Below are 13377 nucleotides of genomic sequence, written 5' to 3'. Positions count from 1 at the left end.
GGGTTAGTCCCGGCCATCCACACCTTCCAAGCAGCACAAAGAACGTGGATGTCCGGGCCTTCGCCGCGCCGAGACGGCTTCGGCCGCGCAGGCGGGACAAGCCCGGGCATGACGACCTCCCAAGCTTAAAAGTTTACCCCGAACACCATCCGGGCCTGGTGGCGCTCGAAATTGACGAGGTCGAGATTTGCGGATGACCCGGCCGGACGGCCCCAGGCCTGCATGCTCCAGCTCAGGGTGAGCCGCGAGCGCTGGGAGAGCTGGAAATAGGCGGTCGGGCCGACGAACAGGGCCTGGCCTGAAAGCTCCCCGAGGCCGATGCCTTCATATTGCCGGAAGTAGCGCAGCTCCCCGCCGAGCAGCATATTGGGCCGCACGCGCACCAGGCCCGCAAACGCCGCTCCGATCGTCGAGCTCTTCTCGGACACTCCCGCCATCTCGAAGCGCGCCCATTCCGGCTGATAGATCAGGTTGAGGGCGCCGATGGCGAAGTTCGGGATGAGCTCGCGGTCGATGGCGAGGGTGAATTCGGTGCCATACATCCTCCCTTTCGCGCCGCTGGTCTCGTCGATGCGGTCGCCATGAAGCTCGGCGGCAATGGTAAGACCGAACGGCGCGCGCTCGCGATTGAGCAGGCGATAACGCAGGTCGAGCGAGGCCCCCTGGAAATTGAGCTGGCGGCGGTCGTCGATATCGGGGACGCCGGTGATGTCGTGCAGCGTCGCCGTACCGCCGACCTCGACGCGAAAGTTCGGCAGCGGCACGACTTCGACCTCGAACTCGTGCTCGAGGGCGCGATATGTGCCGGCGCCCTTGCCGAAGCGCCCGGTCGTCTGGGTCTGGAATTCGCGCTCGCCGGGATTGCCGACGTCGGTGCCGATCATGAAGCCGAAGATGTGCTCGGTATCGAAGCCCTCCTCGGCGCTGACGCATACGGGTAGAAGCGCGACCGTGCAGGCAGCAATAGTCCAGAAGCTGTTGGCTCTCGCGGGCATTCCTGACACTACCACGGCTCCGACGGCGTTTGCCATCGAAGCCGCGGCAGGTCGTCAGTCTTACTTGCGCAAAGCGCAGGCGTACATGTTGATTTCCATGCCGACCGGCACTTCCACGATCTTCGGAGCTTTCCAAGCCATTCGGGGTCTCCCCAAGGTATTGAGCGCGACATCGCGCGGCGCAAAACCTAGGGCTGCGTCAGATGCAGTGCAAGTCTGGAATCGCAGAGGCAATGCATCTGCTCAACTTCCGCGCGCTGAGACTTCGCTCTCGGGCAAGGGATGTTCCCTCTCGGGCAAACGCAGCATCTTGTGCGATGCATCGCCGCAGCTTATTCGCTCGCCGCGGCGATGTCGTCAGCAGTCCTTGCCTGCCGTTTGCTGATTGGGCTTGGCACCTTCCGCCCGCTCCGCTGCGGTTGGCTGGCTCTGCATTTGCCGCTGCGCATCTTCCGATGAGGTAGCTGCACCACCGCTGGCGCGATTCATCGTGCTGGTCGGCGGATGCTGGCCCGTTTCACCCGACGAACTCTGCGACTGCGCCGAGCCTACGGTGACCGGACCAGAACCAGCATCCTTGTCCGTGCTGGCGCTGCCCGTGTTGCATGGGCCGGCGATGGCGACGCCGGCGCTCAACGTCAGGATCGCGCAGGCGGCAAGAACGGAACGTTTCGTGTTCATCTGTATCTCCTCTTCTCCCGCCGCGTTGCCCCGAGGCCGCGCAGGACATCGCGTAGAGAACAGGCCGAGCTGCCCGATGTTCCGAGTATCGGAGCGGAAATGCTCGCAAGCCGTCCTCGGCACGTCTGTTCCGTTGCGATCACCGCAACAATCGGAGCAGCGCGCGGCCGGCGGGCGAGTTCAGCTCCTTCGCATCCAGCGTTCCATCCTTGTCAGGATTGGCTGCATTGAAGCGCTGCTCGACCGGGGATAGATATTCGTCGAGCGTCAGGGTCCCATCGCGGTCAGGATCGGCGGCGGCGAGTTCTTTCGCCGTCAACCGTCCGCGCAATTCGCGGGCATCGAGCGTGCCGTCATGATCGGGATCGAGCTTTGCGAACAATGCGGCCGCCGCCTTCTTCACCTCGGCAAGATCGAGCGTGCCGTCATTGTCGGTATCGAACAGCTTGACTACGTTGCCGGAGGCCGACCATGCCGGACCGGACAACAATGCAATCGTGAGCGCAAGCGCAGTTGAGCGACGCGAACTCATCAAGACCTCCCAGACGAAAATCTCCCGTGCAACGAGATAAATCCACAAGCGCCTCCCGGTTCAAGTCCGGAATGCAACTTGCGCGCGCCACAACTCGCGGAATCCGACCGCTCGCACCGACCACTTCGACCGGAGCTGGTTCGTGGCACGGAATTTCCCAGCGCCTCCGCGCAAGTGGGACTCGGTTGCGTCAGGTTTCCGCAAGGTGACCATCACCTGCGTTCAACGATATCGCACGACGCATGCGACTTTCGTATTGACGCGTTTTGGTTTCCGACAGAGATTTGGTTCCGCAGCGTCAAAAGGCGCGCATATTGGGAGGAACGGATGAAACGCTTTGCGATGGCTGCGAGCCTCGTCGTGCTTGCATCGACTTGTGCAAGCGCACAGACCACCGAGCAACTGGTCAAAGGCGCGACCGATACATCGAACGTTCTCAATTACGGGATGGGCTACAATCTGCAGCGCTTTTCGACGCTGAATCAGATCAACAAGGACAGCGTCAAGAACCTTGTCCCGGTCTGGAATTACTCCTTCAACGACGATCGCAGCGAGGAATCCCAGCCCATCGTCTATCAGGGCGTGATCTATGTGACCTCGCACAATGCGACCATGGCGGTGGACGCCAAGACCGGCAAGCAGATCTGGAAGAGCAAGATCGAATATCCCGCCGAGACGCCCCGAATCGTCTGCTGCGGCATCATCAATCGCGGCGTCGCTATCCACGAAGGCAAATTGTTTCGTACGACGCTCGATGCCAACGTGATTGCGATTGACGCCAAGAACGGCAAGGAGCTGTGGCGACAGAAGGCGGCCGACATCAAGGAAGGCTATTCGATGACGGTGGCCCCGCTGGTCGCCGACGGCGTCGTCATCACCGGCATCTCCGGCGCCGAGTTCGGCACGCGGGGCTTCATCGACGGCTGGGATCCGGCGACTGGCAAGCACCTGTGGCGCACCCATTCCATCCCTTCGCCGGAGGAGCCCGGCGGCGACACCTGGAAGGGCGACACCTGGAAGCTCGGCGGCGGCTCGACCTGGATCACCGGCTCCTATGACGCCGAGCTGAACACCGTGTATTGGGGCATCGGCAATCCCGGACCCTTCAACTCGGCGGTGCGCCCGGGCGACAATCTCTACACCTGCTCTGTGCTGGCGATGGACCCCAAGACCGGCAAGATCAAGTGGCACTACCAGTTCTCGCCGAACAATCCGTTCGATTATGACGCGGTCGCCGAGATGGTGCTCGCGGATGTGAACGTCGAGGGCAAGCCGACCAAGGCGCTGATGAATGCCAACCGCAACGGCTTCTTCTACGTGCTCGACCGCACCAACGGCAAGCTGCTGGCGGCCAATCCTTACGTGAAGGTGAACTGGGCGACCGGCGTCGACATGAAGACCGGCAAGCCGATCGAGACGGACGTCGCCAAGGAGGCGCGCGAGGGCAAGAAGGTGACCGTCTATCCGTCGATCCTCGGCGGCAAGAACTGGGAGCCGATGTCATTCAATCCGCAGACTGGTCTTGCTTACGCCAACACGCTCAACTTCGGCGGCAAGTACAAGGCCGAGCCCGTCACCTTCAAGCAGGGTGAATGGTATCTCGGCATGGACCTGACCGACCCCTGGGAGTTCGGGGACGGACCGCGCGGTCACCTCAAGGCCATCGACCCCATGACCGGCAAGTCGAAGTGGGAAGCGCCGAGCGACATTCCACGCTTCTCGGGCGTGCTGTCGACCGCGGGCGGCGTCGTATTCTCGGGCGCCCTGACCGGCGAGTTCGAGGCCTTCGACGCCGACACCGGCAAGAAGCTCTGGCAGTTCCAGACCGGGTCCGGCATCGAGGGCCAGCCGGTGACCTGGCAGCAGGACGGCGTGCAGTATGTCGCGGTGACCAGCGGCTACGGCGGCGTCTACTCGCTGTTCTCCGGCGACGAGCGGCTTGCTAAGGTGCCGCCCGGCGGCTCGCTGTGGGTCTTTGCGGTCAAGCAGTAATCCGCGGCATGATGCTGAGAGACATGTATGACAGGACGGCGGCGATCTTCGCCGCCGCCCTGGTGCTGACGGTCGCGCTTGCGGCGACCGTTCGCGCCGCCGACGAGCCAACTGGCAATCCCATGCAGGCGCAGATCGACCACGGCAAGTCGACCTATGCGGAGAAATGCTCGCACTGCCACGGCCCGAACCTGATGAACTCCGGCGCCATCACGCCGGACCTGCGCGTCTTTCCCGACGACAAGACGCGCTTCGTCACGACGGTGAAGAACGGCAAGAACAACAAGATGCCGCCCTGGGGCGACATCCTCAGCGACGACCAGATCGGCGATCTCTGGGCCTTCATCTCCAGCCGGAGAAAGCCATGAGAGGCCGGCCTGTTGCATGGAGCCTCGCGGCCGTTCTGTCGACGATGGCGTCGGTCGCGCTTGCCGCCGACGATCCCCTGAAAATCTGTCTCGACGAGAACCGGCCGCCGCTCTCGGTGCATCAGCGGGGCAAGCCGGATGCCGGCTTCGACGTGCTGCTGGCGCAGGCGATCGCGGAGCGGCTCGGACGGCCGCTGACGATCCAATGGTTCGAGAGCAAGCTGGACGAGGATTCCAGCCCACAGCTCGAGGCCAACGCGCTGCTCTCGGATGGGCGCTGCTCGCTGGTCGGCGGCTACGCGCTGACGCAGGATTCGCTCGTCGTCCCCGGGATGAAGACGGCGCGCTTGCCTGACTTCGCCGGGGCCACACGCGACGATCGCCGACGCCGCGTCGCGCTCGGCGTGCTGGCGCCGAGCCAGCCTTACGTCTATTCGCCGATGACGGTGGTGCTCGGGCCGAAGGCACGCGGCCGCAGGATCGGCGACATCGGCGATCTCGCCGGGCTTCGTCTGGTCGTCGAAAGCGGCTCGCTCGGCGACGCCATCCTGATGACCTTCGACAAGGGGCGGTTGATCGACGGCATTACCCATCTCGTCCCCGGCCGCGACGATCTCCTGGGCGCGCTCCAGCGCGGCGAGCACGACGCGACGCTGATCGACCTTGCGCGCTTCGATGCCCATCGCGCCGCGCACCCCGATACGGCGCTCACCGCGTCCGGGTATTACTATCCGATCGGCGCCAATCGCGGCTATGTCGGGCTTGCCAGCGATGGCGCCCTGATCGACGCCGTCAACAAGGCGCTGAGCGCCCTCGCGGCCGAGGGCAGGATCGCCGAATTCGGCAGGCAGGCCGGCCTCACCTATCTGCCACCGCGCGAGCCCGCGATTTTGGGCGACGTCTGGAGGAAGATCATTCAACGGTGAAGCTTTCTTGTCCGGACGCGGTGCGGCACGCAGTGACGCTCCGCAGCCGGGAAGGAAGAGCGAGATGCGGCGCTCACACTGGCGCTCCATCGTCATTGCGAGTTGGGAGCGGCATTGAGGAGCTGACGCGCGCTGGATGAAACTGACGCCCGAACAGACACAGCACGGCCTTTCGAATGCGCCAATCTGTCTCGCCTGAGGCCCGTGGCAGCGCCAGCCTCGTGCAGTACCCTGCCCGGAACGGGAGAGAATCATGTCCACGAAAATCGACCGCCGCCACTTCATCGCCGCCGGAGCCGGGGCATTCGCGATGCCTTTCGTTGCGCGTAACGCCTCGGCGCAAGCTGCATCACAAGGCACTTGGCCGGCGCGGCAAATTCGCATGATTTGCAGCTATCCAGCCGGCGGGCAGACCGACCTGCTCGCGCGCGCCTACGGCGAATTCATCTCCAAGCAGGTCGGCAAGACCGTGGTCGTCGAAAACAAGCCGGGCGCCTCCGGCGCGATCGGCACGGCGGAGGTCGCCCGCGCCGAGCCCGACGGTCACACCATGCTGTGCTCGATCTCGACCACCTACATCATGAACCGGGTGGTGATGAAGAATCCCGGCTACGACATGGACAAGGATTTGACCCTGGTCAGCGTCATTCCGGGCGCCGGCCTGTTGCTGGTGGCGAACCCGAAGACCGGCGTCAAGACGCTGGAGGATTTCGTCGCCTTCGCCCGCAAGAGCGGCAGGGTGAACTTCGGAACCTATAGCGCGGGCTCGGCCCCGCACATGACGATCCACGAGCTCAACAAGCAGTACGGCCTCAACATCGAGCCGATCCATTACCGGGGCGAGGCGCCTATGTGGACGGGGATGCTCGAAGGCACGCTCGATGCCGCGATGGGCAGCTACACGGCAGCACAGTCCGTCCTGCAAAGCGACCGCGGCACCGTGTTCGCGGTGCATTCCAAGAAGGTCGACGCGATCCCGACCATCAAGACTCTTCCCGAACAGGGCGCGACGTCGAAATTCTTTGCCGTCAGCGGCTTTTCGGGTTGGGCCGTGCCCAAGGCAACGCCGCAGCCGATCGTCGACCGATTGGCGGAACTCTGCGTCGCCGCCAACAACGATCCAAAAGTGAAGGAGGTTCTCGCGACCTTCGTGCTTGAGCCCGCGATCGGCTTCAAGGAGACCAATGCGCTGTATCAGCGCGAACTGCCGATCTGGATCGAGAGCGCGAAGTCGCTCGGCCTCGAGCCGGCCTGAGTTTCGAGGCGAGGCGTAACCGCCGGGCCGGTGCCCTTCGGCGCGGCGGCTTCCGACCAAAGCCTAGTGCCCAAGACATATCTTGCGGCTATGCTCCTGCATGACCGCCGGGAGATCCTCCCGGCGCGGAGGAGAAGGGCCGATCGCATGACGCCGGATCCCATCGCCATAGCCACCATGATCATCCTGCTGTTTCCGATGGGCTATTTCACGCTGGCCTCGCCCGCCTTCCTGCTGGTGAGGCTGGATATCCCGCCCGTCGCCCAGCTGCTGCGCGGCATGTTCAATGCCCATTTTGTGGTGATGCGCGTCGCCGGCATCGTAGGAACCATAGCTCTGCTGCTCGACGGTCGCCTCATCGCCGCGACAGGCGTTGGTCTGCTTGCAGCCTTGGCGATCTGGGGACGCCGCAGGTTCATGCAGCGGATGGACGACCAACTCAGCGCGAGAGAGGCCGGCGATAGTGAGGCCCCGCGTCGGCTGCGCCGGCTGCATTGGAGCGGCATGTTGGCAAACGCGGTGCTGCTTGCCGCTCTGTTGGCGAGCATTCCCTATATTGCCGCGACGGCATGAGCATCATTGGTAGTCAGCGGATTGGCAGTCAGCGGAAGATTCCCCGCCCTGCCTAATGCTTGTCCGCGCTGACCGTGCCCTGCTGCGCCTTGTGGATCGAGGACGGCACCACGCCAAAGTATTTCCGGAACACCCGGCTGAAATGCGATGAGCTGGAGAAGCCCCAGGAGAACGCGACATCGGTGATGGTCTTGCCGGCGTGAGCCTCGAGTTCCTGGCGGCAATTCTGCAGACGCGCCTGCCAAATGTAGTCGCTCACCGTGGTGCCGCGCTCCGAGAACAGCATGTGCAGATAGCGCTTGGAGCAGCCGAGCTCGGCGGAGATCTGGTCGATGCACAGATCCGGATCACGCAGATGCTCGCGGATGAAGAACTGCGCGCGCACATACATCGCTTCGGGCCCGACCCGGTCGAACATTGTGTCGGCTTCGCGCAGCGGCAGCAGCAGCAGATCGATCAGCGAATCGGCGACGCCGACCGCGCTGTTCGCCGACAGCTTGGCCGCCTCGTCGAAGGTCGCATGGACGAAATCGTGGGCGATCCGCCCCGTGCCCGTCTTCGACGTCAGCTTGCAGGCGGGCATTCGCTGCGACGGGAATCCGCGGTCGCGCAGCAGCGCCTTCGGTACGATCACCACGTCGTGACGCGTGAAGGCGGGGCTGATGATCGAATGCGGGCAGGAGACGTCATAGGCGATGATATCGCCGGGATTGATTTCGATGTGACGGCCTTCTTGCTCGAAATAGGACACGCCGTAGGTCTGGAAGTGGATCTTGATGTAGGGGTGTTCATTGGCCTTGGCGCGCGCCAGGGTGTGCGCGATGCGATGCTGGCTCACCTCGATCTGGCAAAGCTTCAGGCGCGAGACGCTCGTGTAGTCGATGCGGCCTTCGAGCGAGGAAGCCTCCAACGGATCGACGTCGAAATGCCCACACAGGCTCGTCAGCCCGTCGATCCAGCTCTGGATCTGGCGCTTCGGCGTCATACCGGTCGTCGAGAGCGTGTGAATGGTGTCGGACATTAATCCAGCCACTGGTTTGATCCGGAGATTCGACGCGAATCGCGACCAGCGCTGCCGGAGCCCTCAGCCATGATTGCGAGACGTTTACCTCGAATTTGAGCGGTCTGTTGGCACAGCGCCATCGTTCCATCGCCACCCTTGAAAGTTAATCCTCACCCTTAGTTGCAGCGCCGTCAAGGGGAACCTCAGCGCCGACGCGCCGCCGAAGCCGCTGAATTCGCTACTGCAAAATCAAAAACTTCGTACCCGTGCGCTGTCAAGCAAACCAGCTTCCCTCTTGGGCAAGTTTCCCAATGACGAAGGCGTTACGGATTGTATCAGGAACAACAAGAACGGGCCGCTCATGCACGCGGACCCGTAGCTCTCATCAGGAGGAGAAAACACCACAGCATCGTTTCTGGTCCCAAACGTGACCGCCCTGCACGAGCAGACGCCGGACGAGAAGCCCGGCGATTGAGCAATGCTTCGGAAACAATAAAACGAAATCAACGGAGGAATGACTATGCGCAAGGTGCTACTGGCGACCTTTCTTGGCTCCGCGGCAGCTCTCGCTGTCGGCAGCGCCTCAGCCAATGATGAGCTGAGCAAGATGGCGCAGAACCCAAAAGATTGGGTGATGCCGGCGGGTGACTATGCCAATACCCGCTTTTCCAAGCTGAACCAGATCAACGCACAAAACGTAGGCAAGCTCCAGGTCGCCTGGACCTTCTCGACCGGCGTGCTGCGCGGCCATGAAGGCGGCCCGCTGATCATCGGCAACATGATGTACGTCCACACGCCGTTCCCGAACAAGGTCTATGCCATTGACCTTTCCAACGAGAACAAGATCGTCTGGAAATACGAGCCGAAGCAGGATCCGAACGTCATCCCCGTGATGTGCTGCGACACCGTGAATCGCGGCGTCGCCTATGGTGACGGCAAGATCTTCCTGCATCAGGCCGACACAACCCTCGTCGCGCTCGATGCCAAGACCGGCCAGGTCGCATGGACCGCGAAGAATGGCGATCCCGGCAAGGGCGAGACCGGCACCTCGGCGCCACTCGTCGTCAAGGACAAGGTACTGATCGGCATCTCGGGCGGCGAGTTCGGCGTCCAGGCCCACATGTCGGCTTACGACATCAAGACCGGCAAGCTGGCATGGCGCGGATATTCGGAAGGGCCGGATGACCAAATCCTGGTCGATGCAGAGAAGACCACAGCACTCGGCAAGCCGGTCGGCAAGGACTCGAGCCTGAAGACCTGGCAAGGCGATCAGTGGAAAATCGGCGGCGGTGCCACCTGGGGCTGGATCTCCTACGATCCCGAGTTGAACCTCGTCTACTACGGATCGGGCAATCCCTCGACCTGGAATCCGAAGCAGCGTCCCGGCGACAACAAATGGTCGATGACGATCTGGGCGCGGAACCCGGACACCGGCCAGGCCAAGTGGGTCTACCAGATGACGCCCCACGACGAGTGGGACTATGACGGCGTCAACGAGATGATCCTCTCGGATCAATCGATCAACGGTCAGGCACGCAAGCTGCTGACGCATTTCGATCGTAACGGCCTCGGCTACACGCTCGATCGCGCCACCGGTGAGCTTCTGGTGGCCGAAAAGTACGATCCGAAGGTGAACTGGACCTCCGGCGTCGACATGGACAAGAACTCGCCGACCTACGGCCGCCCGAAGGTGCTCGACGCAGCTTCGACCGACAAGGCCGGTGAAGACCACAACGTGAAGGGCATCTGCCCGGCCGCGCTCGGCACCAAGGACGAGCAGCCGGCGGCCTACTCGCCGGACACGCAGCTGTTCTACGTTCCGACCAACCACGTCTGCATGGACTACGAGCCGTTCAAGGTGAGCTACACTGCGGGCCAGCCCTATGTGGGCGCGACGCTCTCGATGTATCCGCCGGCCGGTGAGACCCACATGGGTAACTTCATCGCCTGGGATGGCAAGACCGGCAAGATCGTCTGGTCGAACAAGGAGCAGTTCTCGGTCTGGTCAGGTGCGCTTGCAACCGCTGGCAACGTGGTGTTCTACGGAACGCTCGAAGGCTACCTGAAGGCGGTCGATGCCAAGACCGGCAAGGAGCTCTACAAGTTCAAGACTCCCTCCGGCATCATCGGCAACGTCACGACCTATGAGAACGGCGGCAAGCAGTATGTCGCAGTGCTCTCCGGCGTCGGCGGCTGGGCCGGCATCGGTCTGGCGGCGGGTCTGACCGATCCGACTGCAGGTCTCGGCGCAGTCGGTGGCTACGCGGCGCTCAGCAACTACACGGCACTCGGCGGAACGCTGACCGTGTTCTCGCTGCCGAACTAGGCCCATCAGCATCGCTCCGGCGCGTGGATTAACTCCACGCGCCGGCTCGTCTCCCCGGGCTCCTTCGAGGATAAATCTCTTGCGTAGAATCTGCTTTGTCATTGCTGCGACGGTCTTGGTTGCGTCCGGAGGGATTGCAGTCGCGGACGACGCTCCAGGCGACCCGACTTCCGTGAAGAAGGAAGACGACGGAAAGTGGCTCGATAAGGACGGGATTCCGACCTACAAGATTTCGGCCGACGGCACCGTGGACTGGTTCACCTATTCCGGATACCGCCGCTATCACTCCGACTGCCACGTCTGCCATGGCCCCGACGGCATGGGCTCCACCTACGCGCCGGCGCTAAAGGATTCCGTCAAGTCCATGAGCTATGGCGACTTCCTCGGCGTGGTCGCCTCGGGTCGTAAGAACATCTCGACCGCGCAGGAGAACGTCATGCCGGCCTTCGGCGATAATCCGAACGTGGCCTGCTACATGGACGACCTGTACGTCTATCTTCGCGCCCGCTCCACCGAAGCATGGGGCCGGCAGCGTCCCTCCAAGAAGGAGGAAAAACCAGAGGCCTACACCAAGGCGGAAGACGCCTGCATGGGCAAGAAGTGAAGCTACGGTGCGTAGGATTGCCGAGACGACCTCTTGGCGCCCCATGAGAATCTGAGGAGTTTACGATGAAAACACGTGCCGCCGTCGCTTTCGAGGCCAAGAAGCCGCTCGAGATCGTCGAGCTCGATCTGGAAGGCCCGAAGGCCGGCGAAGTCCTGGTCGAGATCAAGGCGACGGGCATCTGCCATACCGACGCCTATACGCTCGACGGCTTCGACAGCGAGGGAATTTTCCCGTCGATCCTGGGACATGAGGGTGCGGGCATCATCCGCGAGATCGGTCCCGGCGTGACCTCGGTGAAGCCGGGTGACCACGTCATCCCGCTCTACACGCCTGAATGCCGGCAGTGCAAAAGCTGCCTCAGCCAGAAGACCAATCTCTGCACCGCGATCCGCGCGACGCAAGGCAAGGGCGTGATGCCCGACGGCACCAGCCGCTTCTCCTACAAGGGCAAGCCGGTCTACCATTACATGGGCTGCTCGACCTTCTCGAACTTCACGGTGCTGCCGGAGATCGCGGTCGCCAAGATCCGCGAGGACGCCCCGTTCGACAAGAGCTGCTACATCGGCTGCGGCGTTACCACCGGCGTCGGCGCCGTCGTCAACACTGCGAAGGTCACGCCAGGCTCCAACGTGGTCGTGTTCGGCCTCGGCGGCATCGGCCTCAACGTGATCCAGGGCGCCAAGATGGCCGGCGCCGACAAGATCATCGGCGTCGATATCAACGATGCCAAGGAGGATTGGGGCCGCCGGTTCGGCATGACGGAATTCGTCAACCCCAAGAAGATCACCGGCGACATCGTTCAGCATCTCGTCGGCCTCACCGACGGCGGCGCCGACTACACGTTCGATTGCACCGGCAACACCACGGTGATGCGCCAGGCGCTGGAAGCCTGCCATCGCGGCTGGGGCACCTCGATCATCATCGGCGTTGCCGAGTCCGGCAAAGAGATCGCCACCCGCCCGTTCCAGCTCGTCACCGGACGCAACTGGCGCGGCACGGCCTTCGGCGGCGCGCGCGGCCGCACCGACGTGCCGAAGATCGTCGACTGGTACATGAACGGAAAGATCCAGATCGATCCAATGATCACCCACGTGCTCAAGCTCGAGGAGATCAACAAGGGCTTTGACCTCATGCATGAGGGCAAATCCATCCGTTCAGTCGTCGTGTTCTAGCTCGAAAGCGTCACCCCCAAGGAGGATCGACCCATGACTGTTGCACTCCACCCTACCATTGACAACGGCCTCAAACAGGGCAGCGGCAGCTTCGCCGGCGGCACGCTGGCCTGCAAATGCAAGGACCACCAGGTCAAGGTCGGCATCAAGGGCGACGTCGCGCATAACCACGCCTGCGGCTGCACCAAGTGCTGGAAGCCGCAGGGCGCGACGTTCTCCGTCGTCGCCGTTGTGCCGCGCCAGAACGTCACCGTGCTCGAGAACGGCGACAAGCTCCAGGTCGTCGACCCCTCCGCAGTGATCCAGCGCCATGCCTGCAAGGCTTGCGGAACGCACATGTACGGCCGCATCGAGAACACGGGCCACCCGTTCTACGGTCTCGACTTCATCCATCCCGAGCTGTTCCAGGAGCAGGGCTCGCAGGCGCCGCAATTCGCCGCCTTCGTCTCCTCGGTGATCGAAGCGGGCGTGAAGCCGGAGCAGATGACAGGCATCCGTTCACGACTGAAGGAAATCGGCCTCGAGCCCTATGATTGCCTGTCACCGGCGTTGATGGACGCAATCGCGACCCACGTCGCCAAAGCCAAGGCCGCCTAATCAAGGCCGCCTGATCAAGGCCGCCTCACGTTCGCCGAACCCCGTCCGCTCGCTGGCCTCGACCAGTGCCAGCGAACCGGACGGGCCGGCCCCGGAACGATCGCGGCGATGCCGCCAGTTCTACCAACTTACGCGTATTCGAGGGTAATTAGCTCCCTCAGTCCTGGTCTCTGAATGACTGCGCAGCGCCGCCAACTTCCGTCTTGAAGTCCGGCCCTGCGTTTCTCCCTCCCTCGACTGAGGCATCTTGCTTCGTCCGCGCAGGCTTTCTGGCGGACGAAGCCCTTTTCATCGCAATTCCCGTTTGCGAACGCGAAGTCCACGCGGCGCGATGACTCGCCCTGCTTTTG

At 62.9% G+C, this 13377-nt stretch carries 14 protein-coding genes; 9 read left to right on the top strand and 5 right to left on the bottom strand.

From position 1 onward, the window contains the following. Positions 1–125: 125 nt before the first annotated feature. The 4 genes from IVB28_RS08510 to IVB28_RS08495 form a co-directional block, all read right to left on the bottom strand. Positions 126–1031, bottom strand: a complete 906-nt coding sequence (locus IVB28_RS08510; protein ID WP_247525628.1) for a hypothetical protein — start codon at positions 1029–1031, stop codon at positions 126–128. 24 nt (positions 1032–1055) lie between these two features. Further along, on the bottom strand, positions 1056–1136 hold the full coding sequence (pqqA, locus tag IVB28_RS08505; protein WP_018460299.1) for a pyrroloquinoline quinone precursor peptide PqqA: 81 nt from the start codon (positions 1134–1136) through the stop codon (positions 1056–1058). A 216-nt stretch (positions 1137–1352) separates the two neighbouring features. Beyond that, positions 1353–1676 carry a hypothetical protein gene (locus IVB28_RS08500; RefSeq protein ID WP_247525627.1) on the bottom strand — a complete coding sequence of 108 codons (324 nt, stop codon included), beginning with the start codon at positions 1674–1676 and terminating at the stop codon, positions 1353–1355. Between the two features lie 139 nt (positions 1677–1815). Further along, positions 1816–2208 (bottom strand): EF-hand domain-containing protein, encoded by a 393-nt coding sequence (locus tag IVB28_RS08495; protein WP_247525626.1) that lies wholly within the window; start codon positions 2206–2208, stop codon positions 1816–1818. A gap of 327 nt (positions 2209–2535) precedes the next feature. Here IVB28_RS08495 and IVB28_RS08490 point away from each other — a divergent pair, with 327 nt between their 5' ends. The 5 genes from IVB28_RS08490 (at position 2536) to IVB28_RS08470 (ending at position 7322) form a co-directional block, all read left to right on the top strand. Then, positions 2536–4200 (top strand): methanol/ethanol family PQQ-dependent dehydrogenase, encoded by a 1665-nt coding sequence (locus tag IVB28_RS08490; protein WP_247525625.1) that lies wholly within the window; start codon positions 2536–2538, stop codon positions 4198–4200. Positions 4201–4211: 11 nt separating this feature from the next. After that, on the top strand, positions 4212–4568 hold the full coding sequence (locus tag IVB28_RS08485) for a c-type cytochrome (protein WP_247528489.1): 357 nt from the start codon (positions 4212–4214) through the stop codon (positions 4566–4568). Beyond that, on the top strand, positions 4565–5494 hold the full coding sequence (locus IVB28_RS08480; RefSeq protein WP_247525624.1) for a transporter substrate-binding domain-containing protein: 930 nt from the start codon (positions 4565–4567) through the stop codon (positions 5492–5494). The genes IVB28_RS08485 and IVB28_RS08480 overlap by 4 nt, the downstream gene beginning before the upstream one ends. A 253-nt stretch (positions 5495–5747) precedes the next feature. Next, entirely contained in the window at positions 5748–6749 is a 1002-nt protein-coding gene (locus IVB28_RS08475; RefSeq protein WP_247525623.1) for a tripartite tricarboxylate transporter substrate binding protein, read from the top strand. 147 nt (positions 6750–6896) lie between these two features. Beyond that, positions 6897–7322, top strand: a complete 426-nt coding sequence (locus tag IVB28_RS08470) for a hypothetical protein (RefSeq protein ID WP_247525622.1) — start codon at positions 6897–6899, stop codon at positions 7320–7322. Positions 7323–7374: 52 nt separating this feature from the next. Here the strand turns inward: IVB28_RS08470 and IVB28_RS08465 are convergent, their stop codons facing one another. Next, on the bottom strand, positions 7375–8343 hold the full coding sequence (locus IVB28_RS08465; RefSeq protein WP_247525621.1) for a helix-turn-helix domain-containing protein: 969 nt from the start codon (positions 8341–8343) through the stop codon (positions 7375–7377). A 502-nt stretch (positions 8344–8845) separates the two neighbouring features. On the opposite strand from IVB28_RS08465, the gene xoxF5 reads away from it, so the two are divergent. The 4 genes from xoxF5 to gfa all read left to right on the top strand — a co-directional run bounded on the left by xoxF5 (position 8846) and on the right by gfa (position 13027). Then, the gene (xoxF5, locus tag IVB28_RS08460) at positions 8846–10651 is read left to right on the top strand and encodes a lanthanide-dependent methanol dehydrogenase XoxF5 (RefSeq protein ID WP_247528488.1); all 1806 of its coding nucleotides are present in this window, start codon (positions 8846–8848) and stop codon (positions 10649–10651) included. Between the two features lie 133 nt (positions 10652–10784). Then, complete coding sequence (locus IVB28_RS08455) at positions 10785–11255, top strand: c-type cytochrome, methanol metabolism-related (RefSeq protein ID WP_247528487.1); 471 nt, start codon at positions 10785–10787, stop codon at positions 11253–11255. Between the two features lie 65 nt (positions 11256–11320). Beyond that, a complete protein-coding gene (locus IVB28_RS08450) occupies positions 11321–12430 on the top strand; it encodes an S-(hydroxymethyl)glutathione dehydrogenase/class III alcohol dehydrogenase (RefSeq protein WP_247525620.1) in 1110 nt (369 codons plus the stop codon). A gap of 33 nt (positions 12431–12463) precedes the next feature. Beyond that, positions 12464–13027, top strand: a complete 564-nt coding sequence (gene gfa / locus IVB28_RS08445) for an S-(hydroxymethyl)glutathione synthase (RefSeq protein WP_247525619.1) — start codon at positions 12464–12466, stop codon at positions 13025–13027. Positions 13028–13377: the final 350 nt, after the last annotated feature.

Source organism: Bradyrhizobium sp. 199 (assembly GCF_023073355.1).
In the GTDB taxonomy this organism is placed as follows: Bacteria; Pseudomonadota; Alphaproteobacteria; order Rhizobiales; family Xanthobacteraceae; genus Bradyrhizobium.
Note: the sequence above shows the minus strand (reverse complement) of the source record. Positions and strands in the feature narration are given on the sequence as shown.

Excerpts from the sequence above, each read along its gene's own strand:
- xoxF5 (WP_247528488.1), top strand. The coding sequence starts at position 8,846 with ATGCGCAAGGTGCTACTGGCGACCTTTCTTGGCTCCGCGGCAGCTCTC.
- IVB28_RS08500 (WP_247525627.1), bottom strand. The coding sequence starts at position 1,676 with ATGAACACGAAACGTTCCGTTCTTGCCGCCTGCGCGATCCTGACGTTG.
- IVB28_RS08495 (WP_247525626.1), bottom strand. The coding sequence starts at position 2,208 with ATGAGTTCGCGTCGCTCAACTGCGCTTGCGCTCACGATTGCATTGTTG.
- IVB28_RS08510 (WP_247525628.1), bottom strand. The coding sequence starts at position 1,031 with ATGGCAAACGCCGTCGGAGCCGTGGTAGTGTCAGGAATGCCCGCGAGA.
- gfa (WP_247525619.1), top strand. The coding sequence starts at position 12,464 with ATGACTGTTGCACTCCACCCTACCATTGACAACGGCCTCAAACAGGGC.
- IVB28_RS08465 (WP_247525621.1), bottom strand. The coding sequence starts at position 8,343 with ATGTCCGACACCATTCACACGCTCTCGACGACCGGTATGACGCCGAAG.
- IVB28_RS08470 (WP_247525622.1), top strand. The coding sequence starts at position 6,897 with ATGACGCCGGATCCCATCGCCATAGCCACCATGATCATCCTGCTGTTT.
- IVB28_RS08450 (WP_247525620.1), top strand. The coding sequence starts at position 11,321 with ATGAAAACACGTGCCGCCGTCGCTTTCGAGGCCAAGAAGCCGCTCGAG.
- IVB28_RS08480 (WP_247525624.1), top strand. The coding sequence starts at position 4,565 with ATGAGAGGCCGGCCTGTTGCATGGAGCCTCGCGGCCGTTCTGTCGACG.
- pqqA (WP_018460299.1), bottom strand. The coding sequence starts at position 1,136 with ATGGCTTGGAAAGCTCCGAAGATCGTGGAAGTGCCGGTCGGCATGGAA.
- IVB28_RS08475 (WP_247525623.1), top strand. The coding sequence starts at position 5,748 with ATGTCCACGAAAATCGACCGCCGCCACTTCATCGCCGCCGGAGCCGGG.
- IVB28_RS08490 (WP_247525625.1), top strand. The coding sequence starts at position 2,536 with ATGAAACGCTTTGCGATGGCTGCGAGCCTCGTCGTGCTTGCATCGACT.
- IVB28_RS08485 (WP_247528489.1), top strand. The coding sequence starts at position 4,212 with ATGCTGAGAGACATGTATGACAGGACGGCGGCGATCTTCGCCGCCGCC.